The 19,467-nt window shown below is 71.4% G+C and carries 20 protein-coding genes; 6 read left to right on the top strand and 14 right to left on the bottom strand.

Annotated elements, in window-relative coordinates:
* The first annotated feature begins 42 nt into the window (after positions 1–42).
* Positions 43–1,035: an aldo/keto reductase gene (locus tag VH914_06400; GenBank protein HEX4490819.1), complete on the top strand. Its 993-nt coding sequence runs from the start codon at positions 43–45 to the stop codon at positions 1,033–1,035.
* A 15-nt stretch (positions 1,036–1,050) separates the two neighbouring features.
* Here VH914_06400 and VH914_06395 read toward each other — a convergent pair whose 3' ends face one another.
* Positions 1,051–1,605: a VOC family protein gene (locus VH914_06395; GenBank protein ID HEX4490818.1), complete on the bottom strand. Its 555-nt coding sequence runs from the start codon at positions 1,603–1,605 to the stop codon at positions 1,051–1,053.
* Between the two features lie 214 nt (positions 1,606–1,819).
* On the opposite strand from VH914_06395, the gene VH914_06390 reads away from it, so the two are divergent.
* Entirely contained in the window at positions 1,820–2,794 is a 975-nt protein-coding gene (locus tag VH914_06390; GenBank protein ID HEX4490817.1) for a ketol-acid reductoisomerase, read from the top strand.
* Here the strand turns inward: VH914_06390 and VH914_06385 are convergent.
* Positions 2,779–3,084: a hypothetical protein gene (locus VH914_06385; protein HEX4490816.1), complete on the bottom strand. Its 306-nt coding sequence runs from the start codon at positions 3,082–3,084 to the stop codon at positions 2,779–2,781. The two genes, VH914_06390 and VH914_06385, sit on opposite strands and share 16 nt — an antisense overlap.
* 42 nt (positions 3,085–3,126) lie before the next feature.
* Here VH914_06385 and VH914_06380 point away from each other — a divergent pair, with 42 nt between their 5' ends.
* On the top strand, positions 3,127–3,609 hold the full coding sequence (locus VH914_06380; GenBank protein ID HEX4490815.1) for a hypothetical protein: 483 nt from the start codon (positions 3,127–3,129) through the stop codon (positions 3,607–3,609).
* Positions 3,602–4,645, top strand: coding sequence for a ribonuclease H (locus tag VH914_06375; protein HEX4490814.1), 1,044 nt, complete (start codon positions 3,602–3,604; stop codon positions 4,643–4,645). The genes VH914_06380 and VH914_06375 overlap by 8 nt, the downstream gene beginning before the upstream one ends.
* Positions 4,646–4,693: 48 nt before the next feature.
* On the opposite strand, the gene VH914_06370 is transcribed toward VH914_06375, so the two are convergent.
* The 6 genes from VH914_06370 to VH914_06345 all read right to left on the bottom strand — a co-directional run bounded on the left by VH914_06370 (position 4,694) and on the right by VH914_06345 (position 10,204).
* Positions 4,694–6,061, bottom strand: a complete 1,368-nt coding sequence (locus VH914_06370) for an ABC transporter substrate-binding protein (GenBank protein ID HEX4490813.1) — start codon at positions 6,059–6,061, stop codon at positions 4,694–4,696.
* 13 nt (positions 6,062–6,074) lie between these two features.
* Entirely contained in the window at positions 6,075–7,157 is a 1,083-nt protein-coding gene (locus tag VH914_06365; GenBank protein HEX4490812.1) for a branched-chain amino acid ABC transporter permease, read from the bottom strand.
* A complete protein-coding gene (locus tag VH914_06360) occupies positions 7,157–8,041 on the bottom strand; it encodes a branched-chain amino acid ABC transporter permease (GenBank protein HEX4490811.1) in 885 nt (294 codons plus the stop codon). The genes VH914_06365 and VH914_06360 overlap by 1 nt, the downstream gene beginning before the upstream one ends.
* The gene (locus VH914_06355) at positions 8,042–8,749 is read right to left on the bottom strand and encodes an ABC transporter ATP-binding protein (protein HEX4490810.1); all 708 of its coding nucleotides are present in this window, start codon (positions 8,747–8,749) and stop codon (positions 8,042–8,044) included. It abuts the gene before it with no gap.
* The gene (locus VH914_06350) at positions 8,746–9,468 is read right to left on the bottom strand and encodes an ABC transporter ATP-binding protein (protein HEX4490809.1); all 723 of its coding nucleotides are present in this window, start codon (positions 9,466–9,468) and stop codon (positions 8,746–8,748) included. The genes VH914_06355 and VH914_06350 overlap by 4 nt, the downstream gene beginning before the upstream one ends.
* A gap of 94 nt (positions 9,469–9,562) precedes the next feature.
* The gene (locus VH914_06345; GenBank protein ID HEX4490808.1) at positions 9,563–10,204 is read right to left on the bottom strand and encodes a DNA-3-methyladenine glycosylase 2 family protein; all 642 of its coding nucleotides are present in this window, start codon (positions 10,202–10,204) and stop codon (positions 9,563–9,565) included.
* 34 nt (positions 10,205–10,238) lie between these two features.
* On the opposite strand from VH914_06345, the gene VH914_06340 reads away from it, so the two are divergent.
* Together VH914_06340 and VH914_06335 are read left to right on the top strand one after the other, a co-directional pair.
* Complete coding sequence (locus VH914_06340) at positions 10,239–11,297, top strand: alpha-hydroxy acid oxidase (GenBank protein ID HEX4490807.1); 1,059 nt, start codon at positions 10,239–10,241, stop codon at positions 11,295–11,297.
* 74 nt (positions 11,298–11,371) lie between these two features.
* Entirely contained in the window at positions 11,372–12,136 is a 765-nt protein-coding gene (locus VH914_06335; GenBank protein ID HEX4490806.1) for a maleylpyruvate isomerase family mycothiol-dependent enzyme, read from the top strand.
* A gap of 6 nt (positions 12,137–12,142) precedes the next feature.
* On the opposite strand, the gene VH914_06330 is transcribed toward VH914_06335, so the two are convergent.
* The 6 genes from VH914_06330 to VH914_06305 form a co-directional block, all read right to left on the bottom strand.
* Positions 12,143–15,118, bottom strand: coding sequence for an AAA family ATPase (locus VH914_06330; GenBank protein HEX4490805.1), 2,976 nt, complete (start codon positions 15,116–15,118; stop codon positions 12,143–12,145).
* Positions 15,119–15,374: 256 nt separating this feature from the next.
* Positions 15,375–16,349 (bottom strand): LLM class flavin-dependent oxidoreductase, encoded by a 975-nt coding sequence (locus tag VH914_06325; GenBank protein ID HEX4490804.1) that lies wholly within the window; start codon positions 16,347–16,349, stop codon positions 15,375–15,377.
* Between the two features lie 43 nt (positions 16,350–16,392).
* Positions 16,393–17,583 carry a hypothetical protein gene (locus VH914_06320; GenBank protein HEX4490803.1) on the bottom strand — a complete coding sequence of 397 codons (1,191 nt, stop codon included), beginning with the start codon at positions 17,581–17,583 and terminating at the stop codon, positions 16,393–16,395.
* Between the two features lie 62 nt (positions 17,584–17,645).
* The gene (locus tag VH914_06315; protein ID HEX4490802.1) at positions 17,646–18,512 is read right to left on the bottom strand and encodes a fructosamine kinase family protein; all 867 of its coding nucleotides are present in this window, start codon (positions 18,510–18,512) and stop codon (positions 17,646–17,648) included.
* On the bottom strand, positions 18,512–18,787 hold the full coding sequence (locus VH914_06310; GenBank protein HEX4490801.1) for a DUF4326 domain-containing protein: 276 nt from the start codon (positions 18,785–18,787) through the stop codon (positions 18,512–18,514). Before VH914_06310 ends, VH914_06315 begins: the two co-directional genes overlap by 1 nt.
* Before the next feature lie 16 nt (positions 18,788–18,803).
* A complete protein-coding gene (locus tag VH914_06305) occupies positions 18,804–19,292 on the bottom strand; it encodes an SRPBCC family protein (protein HEX4490800.1) in 489 nt (162 codons plus the stop codon).
* Positions 19,293–19,467: the final 175 nt, after the last annotated feature.

The following is a 19,467-nucleotide window of genomic DNA, read 5'->3' as shown; positions in this document are numbered from 1 at the left end:
GTGAGAACTGGCCGCGCGGGATCGGTTCGATACGGTGCGGTGATGCGCAACGCTCGGCTCGGCTCGCTCACCGTCTCGGCCCTCGGCCTCGGCTGCATGGGCATGTCGCAGTCCTACGGCCCCGCCGAGGATCGCGACGACACCGAGTCGATCGCCACCATCCACCGCGCTATCGAGCTCGGCTGCACCTTCCTCGACACCGCCGACATCTACGGCGTCGGCGTGAACGAGTCACTCGTGGGGCGCGCGCTCACGGGTCGGCGCGACGAGGTCGTGCTCGCGACGAAGTTCGGGCTCATGCCGGGGCCGGGCACGAGCAAGGGTTCACCGTCGGGCATCGACGGGAGTCCCGAGCACGTGCACTCGGCGATCGACGCGTCGTTGCAGCGGCTCGGCGTCGACCACGTCGACCTCTGGTACCTCCACCGTCTCGATCGCCGAGTGCCGATCGAGGACACCGTCGGTGCGATGGCCGAGGCCGTCGCGGCCGGCAAGGTCGGGCACCTCGGTCTGTCGGAGGTGTCGGGCGCGACGTTGCAGCGCGCGCACGCGACCCATCCGATCGCCGCGGTGCAGAGCGAGTGGTCGCTCTGGACGCGCGACCCCGAATCCGGCGTGCTGCCCGTGTGCCGCGAGCTCGGCGTCGGGTTCGTGCCGTTCAGCCCGCTCGGGCGCGGCTTCCTGTCCGGCGAGCTGCGCACGCCCGACGACTTTCCCGCCGACGACATGCGGCGCGCGCTCCCCCGCTTCCAGGGTGAGAACTTCCAGCGCAACCTCGATCTGGTCGCACGCGTGCAGTCGATGGCCGCGGAGAAGGGCGTCACCGCGTCGCAGCTTGCGCTCGCGTGGCTGCTCGCGCAGGGCGACGACGTCGCGCCGATCCCGGGCACGAAGCGTCGATCCCGACTCGAGGAGAACCTCGGCGCCGCCGCCGTCGACTTGTCGCGCGCGGAGCTCGACGAGATCGACGCGATCTTCCCGGCCGACGCGGCTTCGGGTGAGCGCTACGCCGACATGACGCACATCGACCGCTGACGCGGTCGCACCGCGCTACGCCAGCTTCGTCTTCGGCGTGCTCGCGAGCTCGCCGGTGTCCATGAGCTCGCGCACCGCGGGCACCGGATCGGCATCGGCGAACAACGACGTGTCGCGCAGGTCGTCACGCGCGGTCGCGTCGTCGACCCAGTAGGAGGCCTCGAGCGCGATGCCGTTCGGGTCGGTGAAGTAGATCGACTTGATCATCTGGTGGTCGACGACCTCGGTGACGCCGCAGCTGTAGTGGTCGAGCCGCTTCTGCAGCATCTCGAGCGCGTGCGCGTCGGCGACGTTGAACGACAGGTGGTCGAACTGGATCGCACGCGGATCGGGCACGCCCGCCGGCTTCGCGAACGTGTCGAGCTTCTGACCGCGGTACTCGAAGAACGCGACGGTGTTCCCGACGCCGAACTCGAAGAAGTAGTGCTTGAAGTCGGGAGTCCCGAGCGTGGCGACGAGCCGGGCACCGAGCACACCGTGGTAGAAGCGCACGGTCGCGTCCATGTCGTCGGTGATCAGCGCGAGGTGGTTGATGCCTCGCCAGTGAGGACGATCCAGCGTGTCAGCCATGCGCGGAAGGCTACCGACCTCCGCCGCACGCGGAAACTGCGCCCCCGGACGGTCACGGGGCCCTCGGTGGTACTGCGTTGTTCGGCTATATGCCGACAACGCAGTACCACCGCGGCTCGTGCCACGCGTGCCGCGCGTCCCGCGCGGGCTTGACGGACGGCGACGGGCGCGACTCTGCTGCGCGGCGAGACGGCTCGACGAACGGAGCAGCGGCATGATCTACCACGAGCGCGACGGCGATCTGGGCGTGCTCGACGGCGCGCGCGTCGCGGTCGTCGGCTACGGCAATCAGGGTCGTTCGTGGGCGTTGAACCTGCGCGACTCGGGCCTCGACCCGACGGTGTGCGTGCGCCACGACGCGACGCGCGAGCAGGCGCAGTCGGAAGGGTTCGCCGCGGCCGAGCTCGAAGCCGCGAGCAACGCCGACGTGATCTGCGTGCTCATCCCCGACGACGTCATCCCGTCGCTACCGCTGGCGCCCCGCGCCGACGCGATCACGATCGTCGCGAGCGGCTACACGCTCGCGTTCGAGCGGTTCACTCCCGCCGGCGACCTCGGCATGGTCGCACCGCGCATGCTCGGTCCCGAGGTGCGGCGCTGCTACGAGGAGGGCGCGGGCTTCATCACCGCGGTCGGCGTGCACCGCGACGTCACCGGCAACGCGATGGCGCGCGTGCTCGCGGTCGCGAAGGCGATCGGCGGCCTGCGCGAAGGCGCGATCGAGCTCACGCCGCGACAGGAAGCGGTGCTCGACCTCGGCGTCGAGCAGGTGCTGTCGCCCGCGCTCACGGCGGTGAACAACGCGTTCGTCGGCACGATGATCGAGCACGGCATCCCGATCGAGGCGATCATCGTGGAGCTCGTACTCTCGGGTGAGGTCGAGCGCACCTACCGGCTGCTGCGCGAGGTCGGGTACGTGGTGCAGTCGGAGTTCCATTCGCCGACGAGTCAGTACGGACAGCTCTCGCGTCGCGGTCGCTACGACCACCTCGACCTCCGTTCGACGATGCAGGAGCTGACCGACGACATCGAGTCGGGCCGCTTCGCCGACGAGTGGGACGCCGAGCGCGACGCGGGTTACCCGCGGCTGCGCGCGTTGAAGGAGCAGCACGCGGGTCCCGCGATGGCGGAGTTCGACGCGCAGATCCGCACGCAGCTCGGCCCCGGCGCGTCTCAGCCCGCGAGCTGAGCGAATTCGTCGAGCACCGCGGCCGCGTCGGGCGGCACGGTCACGCGCAGCGTGGTGCCACCTGCGGCGACGCGCAGCGCGAACTCGAAGAACGCGCAGCACGTGACCTCGCGCCGCACGAGGTCGAGGAGCACCGAGAGCTGCTGCGGGTCGGCGCGCAGCGTGAACGCGAGCTCGGTCGGCGCGACGCGTTCGGTGCCGGTCACGACGCGGCCGAGCACCGTGCGCCACTCGTCGATGCGCGTGCCGGCGTCGTCGACACTCAACGTGCACGCGATCGGAACCTTCACGAACTCCACGGTAGCCACGAAGGGGTGGGCGATAATGCGGCCGTGGATCGGGTCGAGCTCGCCGTCGTCGACGTCCCGATCGCGTCGCTCGAGCCGGAAACGACGCCCGCGGTCTCGGTGCACGTGAACGGCCGCCCGCTCGAAGCGATCTGGGCCGACGCCTGCGGCGACGAGGCGACACCGATCTGGGTCGGGGACACCCTGCTCGGAAGCAAGTTCGTCGACGGTGCCCACGTCGGCGGCGAGTTGATATGGCGTGTCGGTGTCGATCTCCGCAACGCGGGGTGGTTCGACGCCGTCGACGGCGGACGCGTCGGCGTGCTCACCTGCGCGTGCGGCGGCTTCGCGTGCGGCGGCGCGGCCGCCCGCGTGGAGGCGACCCGCGACACGGTCACCTGGAGCGAGTTCCATCGGATGAACGGGCGGGGGCCGGTGCCGGTCGGTCCGTTCACATTCGACCGCCGCGAGTACGAACGAGAGATCGACGCGCTCGAGCGGGCCGTCCGCGCGGTGCGCGATGTCTGAACGAACGACCGTGTACACCGACGGCGCGTGTCTCGGAAACCCGGGCCCCGGCGGGTGGGGGTGGGCGGTGCCGGGCGGCGCGCACGCGAGTGGCGCGGAACCGCAGTCGACGAACCAGCGCATGGAGATCACCGCCGCGCTCGAGGCGGTGCGGTCGTTGCCCGGTCCGCTCACGGTGTTCAGCGACTCGACCTACGTCGTGAAGTGCTTCACCGATCGCTGGTACGTGAAGTGGGAGGCGAACGGTTGGCAGACGTCGGGGCGCAAGCCGGTCGTGAACCAGGATCTGTGGCGGCCGCTCGTCGAGCAGTTCCACGCGCGCGGCGACGAGCTCGCGTTCCGATGGGTGAAGGGTCACTCCGGCGACGTGATGAACGACGTCGTCGACCGGCTCGCGACCGAGGCCGCGCGCCGGCAGACCGGTCGCCGTGGCGACGAGCCACCGGTCGACCTCGGAGATGCCGACGACGTGCCGGGCACGCGCGCGAAGCAGGCGAGCGCGTCCGGCGCGTCGAATGCGTCCGGCGCGCCCGACGGCTTCCGAGTCGTCGTGCTCGGCCATCGCCCGCCCGAGCTCGGCGGCTACGGCGAGAACCCGACCGCAACTGCGGCGCGCGAGCGCATGACCGAGATCCTGCGCGGCCTGCGCGCGGTGCATCCCGACCTCGTCGTGCTCACCGGCCTCGGGTTGGGCGCGGAGCAGCTCGGCGCGGAGGCGGCCGCGGAGGCCGAGGTTCCGTACGTCGCGGTGCTCGCGTTCCCCGATCCCGACTCGGTGTGGCCGGCCGCGAGCCGCGCCGCGTTCCGGTTGCTGCTCGACGCCGCGCACGAGGCGATCGTGCTGTCGGACACGGCGCCCGCGAGCCGGCAGGCCGCGGGCATGGCGATCGGCAAGCGCAACTCATGGCTCGTGAACCACGCGCACGCGGCGATCGCGGTGTGGGACGGCGAGGACCGGACGCTTCGCGACGAGGTGCGGGCGCTCGAGAAGCGCGTCCCCGACGACGTCTGGATCATCCCGCCCGACGCCCGCTGAGCACGCCGGCGGGCCGGGCATCCCGGCCCGCCGCGAGCGCGACCGCGATTATCCGTTCAGCAACGAGGTCGGCGACAAGGGCCCGGCCTTGCCGCTGTCGTCGATCAGCGGGCCGATGAAGTTGGTGTGGCCCTGCGACACGTTGTACTGGATCAGGCGGAAGTCCTCGCCGAGGAACCAGTCGTTCGCCGACGTGCTCCACGTCGATCCCGGCAACTGCAGCCCGACGTCGCTCAGCGGCTTCAGCGTGCGCGCGGTCTCCATCACCGCCGACCGGGTCGCGGACGGCGACGCGTGCAGGATCGCCGCGAACAGCGCGCCCGTCGTCCATCCGTAGGCGACGATGCCATCGGTCGCGTCGGCGCTCGACTGGTACTTCTTCATGTTCGTCTTGTAGAGCTGCATCGCCGCGTTCGAGTTGTTCGCCGGGTCGGCCGGGTCGAGCAGCGGTGTCACGCTGAACACGTTGTTCGAGTTCGCGCCGCCCGCCGCGAACAGCAGCTTCGACACGCAGGTGCCCGACATGTACGTGATCGGGTGCCAGCCCGCGGAGCCCATCGCGTTGAGCGCGGCCGGGCACGCGAGCAGCGTGGCGCCGACCACGAACGCGTCGGCGTGCGTCGCGGCGAGGCTCGTGACTTGCGAGTTCACGTCGGCGCCTTCGGAGTCGTAGCTCTGCGTCTGGACGATCTTGAGGTTCGTGCCCTTGATGAGACTCTGCAACGACTCCTGGTACGACTGGCCGAAGTCGTCGTTCGCCTTGAGGAGCGCGATCGTCGCGTTCGGCTTCTTCTCCTTGAGGTAGTTCACGAACGCGCGCATCTCGAGCGGGTACGGCACGAGCTCGGAACCGAGCATCCACGGGTACTTCGTGTTGCCCCACTGGATCGCACCGGACGCGATCAGCAGGTCGGGCACGCATTGCGTGTTGACCATGTTCCGGATCCCGAGGTTGTTCTTCGTGCCGACGACGTTGAACAGCGAGAACACCTTCGAGTCGTTGATCAGCGACTGCACGTTCGTGACGGTCTTGCTGGCGTCGTAGGCGTCGTCCTTGGAGACGAGGTTGATCTTGTACTTCTTGCCGCCGACGTCGACGCCGCCCGTCGAGTTGAGGTACGAGAAGTACGCCTCCTCACCTTGGAGGATCGCCTTGAACGCGGCGTACGTGCCCGACAGGGGGAGGCTCGTGCCGATCGTGATCGTGTCGCCGTTCACGCCGACCGAGTCGTTGCCCGCCGGACACGACGACGTGTCGATCACGCTCGACGATCCGCCGGTGCCCGAAGGTCCCGACGTCGAGCTGCCGCCGGTCTTGCGGCTGCTGCCGCACGCGGCCGCGACCATCGTCGCGATCACGAGCACGGTGACGATGCGCAGCGGACCGAACCGGCGCGCGGGTGAAGCGACCTTCATGAGTCGTTTCCCTTCAGGAGGCGAGGGGTGCAGCGGGCGCAGGGCTGGGTGGTGTTCGACTTCGAAGCCGGGCCCGCCCCGTGCTCCAGAGTCTTCGCGCGCCGCCGACCAGACCGTCGGGCAGCGCGAACACGAACAGGATCAGCAGGATGCCGAAGATCGCGGGTGAGGACGCGGGGTTCGCGACCACCCGCCCCACCGTGCCCGTCGAGGAGACGTGGTTCGGCAGCGTCGTCGAGATCCAGTGCTGGACGAAGACGACGAGCCATCCGCCGATCATCGGGCCGAGCACCGTGGCGGTGCCGCCGATGACGACGGCGACGAGGAACTGGATCGAGAGTTGGAAGGTCCCGATCTTGTCGGCGCTGGCGTTGGTCACGATGAGCACCGAGCACGATCCTGCCACTCCTGCATACAGCGCACTCAGCGCGAACGCGAGCACCTTCACCGAGGCGATGTTGATCCCCGCGGTCTGGGCCGCGGCTTCGTGGTCTCGTACCGCGATCAGGGCGCGCCCGAAACGGCTGCGGACGATGCCGATGACCACCACGAACAGGACGAGCGCGCAGCCGAGGGTCACGTAGTACGCCCACTGGTCGTCGCGGCCGATCGCGGAGACGCTCGTCGGCACCCACGCCGGCGGGAAGAGGTGCTGCTGATCGAGGGACACGAGGTTCGTGCCCCCGGTCACGTGCACGTAGTGCTTCGTGAGGTCCGGGAAGAGGACCGCGAGCCCGAGCGTGACCAACGCGAGGTACAGGCCCTTCACGCGCAGCGCGGGGAAGCCGATGAGCACGCCGACGACGAAGCACAGCGGCGCGGCGACGAGCAGTGTCGGCAGGAACTGCCATCCGTGCTGCTGGATCAGCAACGCGCTCGTGTACGCGCCGAGCCCGAAGAACGCGCCGTGCCCGATCGAGACCTGGCCGTTGTAACCGGTGAGCAGGTTGAGCCCCATCGCGGCGGCGCCGATGTAGAGCGCCTGTGCCCAGAGCACGGTGTTCGTCTTCCCGTAGTGGTGCGGCAGCACGATGAGCCACGCCACCACGAGCACCGCGCAGACGAAGCCGATGATCGTGCGCTGTGAGCGACCCATCACACGCGCTCCACGCGCTGCGTACCGAACAGGCCGGACGGCCGCACGAGCAGGACGAGCAGGATCAGCGCGAACGGCACGACGATCACCATGTCGGAGAGCGACTTGATGTACTGCGTCGTGAGCGACTGCGCGACACCGACGATGATGCCGCCGACGACCGCGCCGATCGTCGAGTCGAAGCCGCCGAGCGCGGCGGCCGCGAACGCGAACACGAGGACCTCTTGCATCGACGCGGCGGTGAGCGCCGGTTGTGACGCCGGCACCGCGATCGCGCCGGCGAGCGCGCCGAGCGTCGCGGCGAGCGCCCAGCCGAGCATCAGCATCGTGCCGACGGGGATTCCGAGCAGCGAGCTCGACTCGGGGTTCGACGCGACCGCGCGCACCGCGAGGCCGAGACGCGTGCGCTGGAGCAGGAAGTAGAGGAGCAGGCACTCGAGGATCAGCACACCGACGAGCACGAGCGTGTCGGCCGATATCTGAACGTGCGCGGGCAGCCACGTCTTCGATGGATACGCACGCGGGAGCTGCTCGGCATCGGAGCCGAACTGCACCTGCGTGATCGAGTTCAGCGCGAGGAACATGCCGATCGTCACGATCACCAGCACGAGCGGTGACGCCTTCTCGACCGGGCGGATCACGACCCGCTCGATCAGGGAGCCGCCGACGAACGAGATCGCCATCGCGATCAGGATCGCGAGCCACACCGCGACGTGGTGGCTGGCGAAGAACCAGACGAGGTACGTCGAGTAGAGCGCCATCTCGCCCTGCGCGAAGTTGAGGATGCCCGTCGTGCGGAAGATGAGCACCAACGCGAGCGCGAGCGAGGCGTAGACCGCGCCGTTGCCGATGCCGTTCATGAGCTGGGTGAAGAACAGCGCCATCTACAGCCCCAGGTACGCCTTCTGGACGTCGTCGTTGCCCGCGAGCTCGGCGGCGGTGCCGGCAACGACGATGGATCCGGTTTCGAGCACGTAGCCGCGCGTCGCGATGTCGAGTGCAAGGCCCGCGTTCTGCTCCACGACGAGCATCGAGATGCCCTGCTCCTTGTTGAGCTCGGCGAGCTTGCGGAACAACTCCTGCGTGATGATCGGCGCGAGCCCGAGCGACGGCTCGTCGAGCAGGACGAGCTTGGGGCGCGCCATCATCGCCCGCGCGATCGCGAGCATCTGCTGCTCTCCACCGCTCATGCTGCCCGCGAGCTGATCGTGCCGCTGACCGAGGCGCGGGAACGCCTCGTACCAGCTGTCGATGTCGCGGTCGATGTCGGCATCACGACGGCGGTAGGCGCCCACGCGCAGGTTGTCGGCGACGGTGAGGTCGACGATCGTGCCGCGACCCTGGGGCACGTGGCCGATCCCCGCCTGCGCGATCTGGTCGGCGCGCCGGCCGAGCAGATTGCGACCCTCGAACACGACGCGGCCGCGGCCCTCGATCGTTCCGCTCACCGCGCGCAGCGTCGTCGTCTTGCCGGCGCCGTTCGCACCGAGGATCACGACGACCTCGCCCGCCTCGACCGTGAAGTCGAGCCCGCGCAGCACCTGCACCGCGCCGTAGCCCGCGTGCAGGTCGCCGACCTCGAGCAGGCTCACCGCGCGGGCGTCCCGAGGTAGGCCTCGATGACCTTCGGGTTCTCGCGCACGACCGCGGGCGTGCCCTCGGCGATCTTGCTGCCGAAGTCGAGCACCACGACGTGGTCGGAGATCGACATCACCATCGCCATGTGGTGCTCGACGAGGAGCACCGTGAGCGAGAGGTCGGCGCGGAGCGTTCGGATGAGGTCACCGAGCTCGTCGACTTCGGAGTGCGTGAGTCCGGCCGCAGGCTCGTCGAGCATCAGCAGTCGCGGTTGCGCGGCGAGCGCGCGCGCGATCTCGACGCGCTTGAGCGTGCCGTACGGCAGTCCCGCCGCGTGCCGGTCGGCCAGCGCGCCGAGCGACAGCCGCTCGAGCAGCTCCCGCGCGGCCTGCCGCTGCTTCGCGCCGCGCAGCTTGCTCGAGTACGCGCCGACCATCACGTTGTCGAGCACCGAGAGCCCGGGGAACAGCGCGAGGTTCTGAAAGGTGCGCGCGATGCCGGCGCGCGCGATGCGGTGCGCGGGCAGCTTGAGGAGGTTCTGGCCGTCGAAGAGGATGCGGCCCGACTTCGGCTCGTAGAGCCGGCTCACGCAGTTGAAGAGCGTGGTCTTGCCCGCGCCGTTCGGGCCGATCAGCGCGCAGATCTGGCCTTGCTCGACGGAGAACGAGAGGTCGGCGAGCGCGACGATGCCCCCGAACTCGGCTCGCAGCTCCTCGACCGCCAGCAACGCCAAGCGCCTCTCCCCCTCAGCTGGTGGCGCGCATCGTAGCGAGGGGTGCCCGGCCGCACCCGCGGTCCGCGACGAAATTCGGCGCCCTCGCGCGGCGTCAGCGCAGACTCGGGTCGGTGCCACCTCGCAGCAACGCGACCGCCTCCCAGCAATAGCGCGCGACGACGGAACGGTACGGGCGGAACGGCTCTCCGAGCGCGCCGAGCTCCTTCGCGGTCGGCGGCGGATCGACGCCCCACGCGAACCCGTAGCCCTGGCGCACACCGAGGTCGTCGACGGGCCAGACGTCGAGCCGCCGGAGCTCGAACATCAGGAACATCTCGGCCGTCCAGCGCCCGATGCCCCGCACCTGCACGAGCCGTTCCACGATCTCGTCGTCGCTGCGGCGCGAGTGACCGTCGAGCACGACGGTGCCGTCGAGGACCTTGGCGGCGAGGTCGCGCAGCGACGCGAGCTTGTTCGCGGAGAGGCCGGCGGCGCGCAACGTCTCGTCCGGGACCGCGGCGAGCGCCTCCGGGGTCAGGTCGCCGGGCACGGTCGCGCGGACACGCGTGTGGATCGCGTGCGCGGCCGCCCCCGCGAGCTGCTGGAACACGATCGAGCGCACGAGCGCACCGAACGGCCCGTCCGGATTGCGCGGCCGGTACTTGATCGGACCCGCGAGATCGACGAGATGACGGACGACGGGATCGCGTGCGGCGGCCGCCTCGATCGCGGCGGCGAGGGACGTCCGGGCCATGGCCGTCGACGCTACGCGAGCAGAATCACGCGCGATGGCACAGATCCCCGCCGATCCCGCACGCCTCGAGGCCGCCGCGGTCGCCGCGCTGGGCACCGCCGCTCAGTACTTCGCGCCGGGCACCGGCGACGACCTGACGCGCGACGACAACCGGGCCGCGTGGTCGCGCCTCCGGCTGCGGCCGCACGTGCTCCGGGCCGTCGGATCGGTCGACCTCGCGACGACGATCGCCGGCATCTCGATTCCCGAGCCCGTGCTCGTCGCGCCGATGGCACTGCAACGCCTCGCGCATCCGGAGGGCGAGCTCGCGACCGCGGCGGGCGCGGGCGCGCGCGGCACGCCCGTGATCGTGTCGATGGCCGCCACGACCGCGATCGAATCGCTCGCACCGCTCGCGCCGGTGTGGATGCAGGTGTACGTGCTGCGCGATCGAGGTCGGACCCGTGCACTGTGCGAGCGCGCGGTCGAAGCCGGTGCCGGCGCGATCGTCGTGAGTGTCGACGGCGCGGCCGTGCCCTACGGAACCGCCCGCGCGGTCGACGCGCTCGCGCCGCCCGACGGCATCGACTTCCCGAACCTCGCGACGGCGCTCGGCGAGCGCGCGCCGACCGATCTCGCCGCGATCACGCGCGAGTACGACCCGACGATCACCGCGCGCGATCTGCCGGAAGTCGTCGGCGCGGCCGGCGTGCCGTGGATCGTGAAGGGCGTGCTGCGCGGCGACGACGCACGCGCGTGCGTCGACGCGGGCGCAGCCGCGGTCGTCGTCTCGAACCACGGCGGCCGCATCCTCGACGGCACGGTCGCGACCGCAGACGCGCTCGCGGAGGTCGTCGATGCGCTCGGAAGCGACGCCGAGGTGTTGGTCGACGGCGGCATCCGGCGCGGCACGGATGTCGTGCGCGCGCTGGCGCTCGGTGCGCGCGGCGTGCTCGTCGGCCGGCCCGTCATCTGGGGGCTGACGCTCGACGGTGCGAACGGCGTGACGCGCGTCCTCGACGATCTCGTGGCCGATCTCCGGCGCGCCCTCGCCGCCTGTGGCGTGACGTCGGTCACTCAGGTCGACCGCGACCTCGTCGCACGGGCCGGCTGACCACACCGAGCCGGTACGGTGCCGGCGATGAGCGGCCCGACGCAGTCCGACCGAGCGCGTGGGTCGGAGCCGCAATGAGCGCGGTCGCCGCGGTCCTCGACGCGCTCGCCGAGCAGCACGCCGAGCTCGACACGGTGCTCGCTGCGCTCGGCGACGCCGAGTGGCACCGGCCGAGCCGTTGCGAGGGCTGGGACGTCGCCGACGTGGTGCTCCATCTCGCGCAGACCGACGAGCTCGCGCTCGCCAGCGCGCAGGGCCGGTTCGCCGAAGGTTTGACGACGCTCGCACGAGGGCTCGACGGCGCGGGCAACGTCGACGACGGCGCCGCGGCGACGGTCGCCAACGAGCGCGGGGTCCCGGTCGACGCGCTGTACGCGCGCTGGCGCGCGGGGGCCGCCGCGATCCGTACCGCGCTCGCCGCGACCGATCCGCACGCGCGGGTCGACTGGGTCGCGGGCCGGCTGTCGGTGCACACACTCGCCGCGACCCGACTCGCGGAGTGTTGGATCCACACCGGCGACGTGACCGACGCGGTCGGCGTCGCCGTCGAGCCGACCGACCGGCTCGAGCACGTCGCGCGGCTCGCGTGGCGCACGCTCCCCTACGCCTTCGCGAAGGCCGGGCGCGAGCTGCGCGGTCCGGTCGCGTTCTCGCTGCGCGCGCCGAGCGGCGCGCCGTGGGACTTCCGTCCCGAGACCGAAGCCGCGACCATGGTCGAGGGTCCGGGCGTGGAGCTGTGCCTCGTCGCCGCCCGCCGGATCGATCCCGAGCTCACCGCGCTGCGCGCCGAAGGTCCCGACGCGCACGCCGTGCTCGAGCTCGTCCGCACCTACGCCTGAATCGCGCTACGAGTCGGCCAGACCCAACCGGTGTGCGACGACGCCCGCTTCGGCACGGTTGGCGACGCCGAGCTTGGCGAGGATGTTCGACACGTGCACGCTCGCGGTCTTGACGCTGATGAACAGCGCCGCCGCGATCTCGCGGTTCGTGCAACCGTCGGCGACCATCCGCAGCACCTCGCGCTCGCGCGGTGTCAGCGCGAACGGCGCTTCGTCGGGCGCGGCCTCGACGGACTCCGAGAGCGGCGCGGCGGCGCGGTCGAGGTCGACCCGCGCCCAGCGCGCGATGCGACCGATGTGGTCGAGCAGCGGTGCCGCCTCCAGTCGTTCGGCGACGGCCGCGGCCGCGCGCAGCTCGGCGACGGCCTCCGGACGCGCCCCGCCCGCCGCGAGCAACGCCTCCGCGAGCCGGGCCCGAGCCCGCGCCTCCGGATAGGGCTCACCGAGCTCGCGCCAGACGGCGGCCGTCGCCCGCCACCGCTCCGCGTCGTCGGCGCCGTCGAGCCGCGCCCGCTCGGCCGCGATCGTCGCGAGCTCACCACGCGTCCTCGGGCTCACGTACACGTGGCGCAACCGGTCGGCACGCTCGAGGAACGGCGCCGCGAGCTCGCGTGCGTCCGCAACCCCGGCGTCGTCGTGGCGGGCGCGCGCCGCGTCGGCGACATCGGCCGCGACCGAGACCGCGAAGGTCAGCGCGAACTCGGCGTAGTAGTTGTCGTCGCTCGCGTTCACGACGTCGAGCACGTGCCGGGACACGGCGATCGCGCCCTCGGCGTCGCCCTCGACCGCGAGCACCTCGGCTTCCGCGCCCCGCGCGATCGCGCCGTGCTGCACGTCGTCGGCGTGGCTCGCGAGGCGCGCGGCGACGTCGACATGACCCCGCGCACCTTCGACGTCGCCGCGCGCGACCAACAGCCGGGCGCGCAGCGCGTGCACGCGGATCGCCGACACGCCCTGCGCATCGAGATCCAGTCCGGTACGCGTGCTCCGGTCGACGGAGTCCCAGTCGCCGAGCGCGAAGTTGATCAGCGCGATGTTGGCGTGCAGGTAGCTCCCGTAGACGCGGTTGAAGCCGAGCTGCCGCGCCAGCGCTGCGCCTTCCTTCGCGACCTGCAGCCCCTCGGCCGACGACCCGGCGCGCAGCAGCGACTCCGAGTAGTTCGTGTACCACCGCATCACATCGTCGTAGTTCTTCACTTCGAAGGCGATCTCGCGCGACTCGCGCAGGAGCGTGTGCCCTTCGTCGAAGCGCCCCATCGTTCCGAGCACGCCACCGAGCGTGTTGCGCGCGTGCCCGTCGGTCTCGCGGTCGCCGACGGCCTGCGCGACCGCCATGGCTTCCCGGCAGACCGGCTCGGCGTCCCGATAACGCGACACGAGCATGAGCGACTGCCCGTACGCCGAGAGCGTGCGCGCCCGTTGCGCGGTCGGCGGATCGGCGGGGCAGGTCGCCCGCGCCTCGGCGTACGCCGCGAGCGCGGGTGAGGTCGCGCCGGCGCGCCACAGGTAGCGACCCTTGCGTACGAGGAGGTCGCTGAGGCGCAGCGCGTCGTCGGTGGGCGTCTCCGCGATCGCGCGGTCGACGAGCTGGAGCGCGCGCGAGTTGTCACCGAGCAACGAGTCGGCGTCGGCGAGCTTGCGCAACAGCTCGACGTGATCGAGCGGCAGCTCCGAGCGATCTCCCGGCGCGCGCGTCCACAGACTGAGCGCGCGGTCGAAGTGCCCGCGCGCCTCGGGCATCGCGCCAACGCGTTCGGCCGCGAGCGCGGCGTCGATCGACGCGACCAGCGCGTGCTCCAGCTCCTGCGCTGCGAACCAATGGTGTGCCAGCAATGCGGTCACGTTCACACGGTCGCCACCGACGCGCTCCGGCCGCTCGCTGATCGCGCGCGCGTAGTCGGCGTGCACGTCGACGCGTTCACCCGGCAGCAGCTCGCCGACGAGCGCTTCCTGGAGGAGCGCGTGGCGGAAGCCGTAGCCGTCGTCGCCGACCCGTTCGATGAGCTGTTGCTCGATGGCTTCGCGTAGCTGTTCTGCGAGCTCGATGTCGTCGCGATGCGCGACCGCGGCCAGCAGCGCGTCGGAGACGGTGCGCCCCGCGGCCGCGGCGATGCGGAGCAGCTCCTGGGCCGGGGGCGAGAGTCGCTCGACCCGCACGAGCAGCACATCGCGCAGCGACGGCGGCAGGTCGAGCGCAGGCTGGTCGGCGCCCGCGGCCACGAGCTCCTCGGTGAAGAACGCGTTGCCTTCGGCCCGCGTGAACACGGTGTCGACGAGCGCGGTCGGAGGATCTGCGTCGAGGATGCCCTCGAGGAGTGCGGCGACCTCGTCGCGGTCGAAGCGCGGCAGGTCGATGCGCTCGACGCGGCCGCTGCGCTCCACCTCCGCGAGGAAGGGCCGCAGTGGATGCCGGCGGTTGATCTCGTCGCTGCGGAACGTCGCGACGAGCGCGACCCGCGCCGGGCCGAGCTGGTGCACGAGGTACGAGAGCACGTGGCGGGTCGAGTGGTCGGCCCAGTGGAGGTCCTCGACGACGATCAGCAGCGGGCGCTCGAGCGCGAGCCGCTCGAACAGCGCGAGCACGACCTCGAAGACGCGGCCCGCGCCGTGAGCTTCCAACCGCTCCTCGGCGACCGCGGGCGCGAGCTCGGGGACGAGCCGGCCGAGCTCGTCGGCGGCAGGACCCGCGGCGGCGCGGATCGCGGGCGCACCGTCTTCGCGCACGAGCGTCCGCAGCACCTCGACGATGGGTCCGAACGGCGGACCACTGTCGCCGAGCTCGATGCACGCGCCACGGAGCACGCGTGCGTACGAGCAGCGCGCCGCGAGCTCGTGCACGAGCCGGGACTTGCCGACGCCCGCCTCGCCGCCGACGACGACCGCGGTCGCGGCGCTCGTCGCGGCCCGGTCGACCGCGGCCTCGAGCCGGGCGAGCGCCTCGGCCCGTCCGATGAACGCCGGACTCGAGACTCTCGACACCACCGACGGCATTGTCGCCGCCGATCCGCGGCTACGCCACACGGCGACGCGTCCGCACGTGCCGGCCCAGTCGCCAGTACGCGGCCGCCATCTCGCGCGCTCGGCGCTCGTCGGAGACGAGGTTCCAGGTGAATTGCGTCGTTGTCGGGATCATCACGGCCTCCAGGCTCGGTCCTGTACTCAGGATCGACCTAAGGCAGGCACTCGCACATCGGGAGGAAGGCTCAGATCCGGCGCCGATGCCTTAGATGTGGGCCGATCAGGTCGCGAACGCCGGCAGTACGTGCGCCTCGAGCAGGCGCAGGCTCGACCACGCGAGCTCGGGCGGGATGCCGCCGCACAGGGGGTGGAGCATCGCGAACGGGAACGGCGCGGCGCGCAGCTCGCCGATCAGCTCGTCGGGGGTGAGCACCGCGTAGCGGCCGCTCGCCCGCAACTGATCGGCATTGGCGACGACGCGGTACGGCGAGGCGATGTCGTCCTGCGCCTGCCACGCGCCGTACGCGTTCGTCTCGTGCAGGAAGTACGGCGCGTGCGCGTGCCATCCGTCGTCGGCGTCCTCGGCGAGCGCGACCGTGCGGTTGTCGCCGACGGGGCTCGGACCCGGATCGGGCCGGCCGAGCTGCTGCACCTCGTCGCGGTAGAAGCCCCACACCTCGGGCACCGACGGGATGAAGCCGTCGGCGATGCGCGCGGCGCGCCGGGCCGCGGGCTCGCTGCTGCCGCCGAGGATGATCGCGGGACCGCCGTCGCGAAACGGGGGCGGGGTCACGTGCACGGTCCGACCTCGGAACTCGAACGGCGCGCCCGTGAACGCGGCCTTCAACGTCGTCACCACTTCGGTCACACGCGCCGCGCGCTCGCGCATCGGCACGCCGTACAGCGCGAACTCCTCGTGCACGTAGCCGCCCGCGACGATCACGTCGACGCGGCCGCGACTGAGATGGTCGAGCACGACGAGATCCTCGGCGAGCCGGATCGGGTCGTAGAACGGCGCGATCAACGCGGCCACGAGAAAGCGCACGTTCTTCGTGCGCGCGACCATCGCCGCGACCATCGGCAACGGGCTCGGCAGGTAGCCGTCGGGCGACGAGTGGTGCTCCGACACCGCGACGCTCACGCAGCCGCGCGCGTCGGCCCACTCGACCATGTCGAGCGCGGCCGCGTAGCGGTCGGCCATCGCCGTGCCCGCGAGGTCGGGATTCCGGAAGTCGAACCGCAGACCGAACAGCACGCTCAACTCTCGGCGACGCGCGCGATCTGCGCAAGCTCCGGCGTTACGGAACCGGCGTCTTCTGGATCGTCCACTTCGTGCCGTTCCACAGCTCGGCGAGGGTCAGCGGCACGTTCCCTGCGTTCGACGCGTTGCCCACCGCCGTGCACGCGGTCGGCGACACGCACGAGACGCCGCCGAGCGCGGAGCCGGTCGAGTCCTTCGGCTGCGGCGTCTTCTCCGGCTTCCAGCGCGTGCCCGTGCGCCCCGCCGCGAAGCTCAGGAACGTCGAGCCGTTGGCGTAGCGGCCGACCGCGGTGCACGGCGGCCCGGGCGTGCTGCACGAGACCGCGGCGGGCTGGCTGAAGATCGCGGTCTTCGGGCTGCGCAGGTTCTGGTTCGACCACGCGGTGCCGTTCCAGCGTTGCGCCCAGCCGGGAACCGGCGCGTCGCCACCGTTGAACGCGTTCCCGACCGCCGTGCACGCGCGCGGCGCGGTGCACGAAATGCCGGTCGGGACGCTCCCCCCTTCGGCGTTGGGCGGCACGGGCGCAGTCTGAAGCGACCACGCGGTGCCGTCCCACCCTTCGGCGAGCGTCGTCGAGATGAAGAAACCGTCGTGGTAGTACCAGCCGACCGCTTCGCAGTGGACGCTCGGCGCGGGGCTGCACGACACCGCGTTCAAGGTGTTGGTCGTCGCGCCGGCGGGCGCGGACACGCTCTGCGCGGTGAACGTGCTGCCGTTCCACGACTCGGCGAGGGCCTCGTTCTGATTCGCGCTGTCGGCGAAGAAGCCGACCGCGGTGCACTTCGCCGCGACACACGACACGCCGTTGAACCCACCACCCCGTCCACCGGTCGGGAGCGGGACGGTCTTGATCGTCCACTTCGTGCCGTTCCAGAGCTCGGCGAGCGGCGCGATCCCGCTGTCGTCGAAGTACGAGCCGACCGCGAGGCAGTTCGTCACCGACGTGCACGACACGCCGTTGAGCGCGATCTCGGTACCGCCCGCGGGGTTCGGCGTGGCCTGCTTCGTCCACGCGGTGCCGTTCCATCGTTCCGCCAGCGTGACCGTGTTACCGGCGTTCACGTACGAACCCACGGCGACGCATGCGGTCGTCGCGGTGCACGACACGGAGTTCAGCGTTCCCTGCACCGGCGCCGGCGCGGCGCCCGCCGGTGTGCCTGCGAAACCGAAGGCGAACGCGGTCGACAACGCGATCGCAACGACGAAACCCGTCCTGTCGCGCCCCATGCTCCGCCCCCGCATCTCGGTGTTCGGCGGACCCTATCTCGGCGGCCGGGCCGCGGCGACGGTCAGGCGTACGTCGCGATCGCGCGCTGCGCGGCGGCCACATAACTGCCGCCGAACTTGATCGCATGCACGACGAGCGGCGCGATCTGGTGGAGCGTGACGCGGTCTTGCCAGCCGGTCTCGAGCGGCCACGCGGCGTCGTAGGCGTCGAAGCAGCGCGCGCCGAAACCGCCGAACAACCGCATCATCGCGAGGTCGAACTCGCGGTGACCGCCGTGCGCCGCGGGATCGATGAGCCAACTGCGACCGCGCCCGTCGACGAGCCGATTGCCGGCCCAGAGATCGCCGTGCAACCGCGCGGGCGGCTCGTCGGCGGCGCCGTGGTCTTCGAGGTGCGCGGCGACTCGTTCGAGCTGCGCGATCGCCGACCCCGGCAGCGCGTTTGCGTCGCGTGCGAGTCGGGCCAGTGGGAGCAGCCGATTGTCCCGGTAGAACTCGGCCCACGTCGCGGCCGGCTCGTTGGGCAGGCCGCGGCTGCCGGTGCTGCGACGGTCCTCGCGCCCGAACGCCGGCGCGCCGGCCGCGTGCAGTGTCGCGAGCGCGGTACCGAGCGCGGCTTCGGCGTCGTCGTTCGACGCGCGGCCGCCTTCGTCGATCCATTCCAGCACGAGGTGGTTCGGCGGCGCGTCCGACACCGCGAGCACTTCGGGAACGGGGATCACCGCGGGCTCGCGAAGCCACGCGAGCCCCGCGGCCTCGGTCGTGAAGAAGTTCGGCGGGGCGCTCGGATGCGTCTTCGCGAAGACGCGCCGGCCGTCGTCGAGCGCGACCGCGTACGCGACCGCGACATCGCCGCCGTGCACGCGCCGCGCGTCGACGATCGCACTCCCGAGCGCGCGCTCGATCGTGGCGCGCAGTGCGTCGTCCATCAATGGTTCGCGATCTGCAACAGCACGTCGGCGTGGCAGGGCCCGTCGAGCGGGCAGTAACACGCAAGGTCGCGGCCGCGCAGCTCGGCGCGGACCTCGTCGATCGAGATCGTGAGCCGACCGGCTTGCAGGTCGGCTTCGTAGAGCCGCACGGCTTCGGCCCGGCCGAGCGACAGCGGATGCGGGTTGCCCCACTTCGTGGGACGGGTCACGACGACGACACCCTCGGGCAGTCGCGCACCCTTTCGACGCGAACGTTGGTATCGGCGCGGCACCGACGCGATCTCGCGATCAGGCTTCGGCGATGCGCTTCAGGTTCGCGAGCGTCTGATCGATGCCCGTGCGCGCGAGGTCGGCCATGCCGTCCATGCGCTTCGCGACGTCCATGTTCGGATCGCGTCCGCCGACGAAGTCGGGGTACGCGGGCAGGATCTGCCACGACTCCGTCACCGTGGTTCCCGTACCGGCGGGCTGGAAGCGGTAGCCCCACCGAACGAGTGCGACGTCGCCCGCGGGACCGTGGTTGATCCACGCGAACTCACGCCCGGGCTGCGCGGCGACGACCTCGCACTGCGTGTCCCACGACAGGTCGCCGATCACGTTGTGCCCCGTGAACCACGCGCCCTCGTTGCCCACCCGCGCGGGATCGGTCCACGCCGACGACGCGCAGACGGGGCTGAGCTCGCCGATACGCGTCACATCGCTGACGAGCGCGTACACGTCGTGGGGCGACCGGTCGATCGCGATCGAGCCCTCGTGCCGGTATTTCGAGACGTCCATGGCGCGCAGGCTATGCGCCGGGTCGATGACGGCGCCCGGGCGCGCATGTGCCAACCTCGCCGCCGAGAAGACGCTGGCCCTTGCGCGTCGCCGACGTGGCGGGCGTTGCCGGGGCGAGCCTGCGCGGCGCCGACCATCGTGCGCTGCCATCGGGCGGCACGCGCTTCGTGCTCGA

Source organism: Acidimicrobiia bacterium (assembly GCA_036271555.1).
Classification (GTDB): domain Bacteria; phylum Actinomycetota; class Acidimicrobiia; order IMCC26256; family PALSA-610; genus DATBAK01.
This window is presented reverse-complemented; position numbering and strand designations above follow the sequence as displayed.

Bases quoted from the DNA above. Each gene is read 5' to 3' on its own strand.
- VH914_06400 (HEX4490819.1), top strand. From the start codon at position 43: ATGCGCAACGCTCGGCTCGGCTCGCTCACCGTCTCGGCCCTCGGCCTC.
- VH914_06395 (HEX4490818.1), bottom strand. From the start codon at position 1,605: ATGGCTGACACGCTGGATCGTCCTCACTGGCGAGGCATCAACCACCTC.
- VH914_06390 (HEX4490817.1), top strand. From the start codon at position 1,820: ATGATCTACCACGAGCGCGACGGCGATCTGGGCGTGCTCGACGGCGCG.
- VH914_06375 (HEX4490814.1), top strand. From the start codon at position 3,602: ATGTCTGAACGAACGACCGTGTACACCGACGGCGCGTGTCTCGGAAAC.
- VH914_06370 (HEX4490813.1), bottom strand. From the start codon at position 6,061: ATGAAGGTCGCTTCACCCGCGCGCCGGTTCGGTCCGCTGCGCATCGTC.
- VH914_06365 (HEX4490812.1), bottom strand. From the start codon at position 7,157: ATGGGTCGCTCACAGCGCACGATCATCGGCTTCGTCTGCGCGGTGCTC.
- VH914_06360 (HEX4490811.1), bottom strand. From the start codon at position 8,041: ATGGCGCTGTTCTTCACCCAGCTCATGAACGGCATCGGCAACGGCGCG.
- VH914_06345 (HEX4490808.1), bottom strand. From the start codon at position 10,204: ATGGCCCGGACGTCCCTCGCCGCCGCGATCGAGGCGGCCGCCGCACGC.
- VH914_06340 (HEX4490807.1), top strand. From the start codon at position 10,239: ATGGCACAGATCCCCGCCGATCCCGCACGCCTCGAGGCCGCCGCGGTC.
- VH914_06335 (HEX4490806.1), top strand. From the start codon at position 11,372: ATGAGCGCGGTCGCCGCGGTCCTCGACGCGCTCGCCGAGCAGCACGCC.
- VH914_06320 (HEX4490803.1), bottom strand. From the start codon at position 17,583: ATGGGGCGCGACAGGACGGGTTTCGTCGTTGCGATCGCGTTGTCGACC.
- VH914_06315 (HEX4490802.1), bottom strand. From the start codon at position 18,512: ATGGACGACGCACTGCGCGCCACGATCGAGCGCGCGCTCGGGAGTGCG.
- VH914_06305 (HEX4490800.1), bottom strand. From the start codon at position 19,292: ATGGACGTCTCGAAATACCGGCACGAGGGCTCGATCGCGATCGACCGG.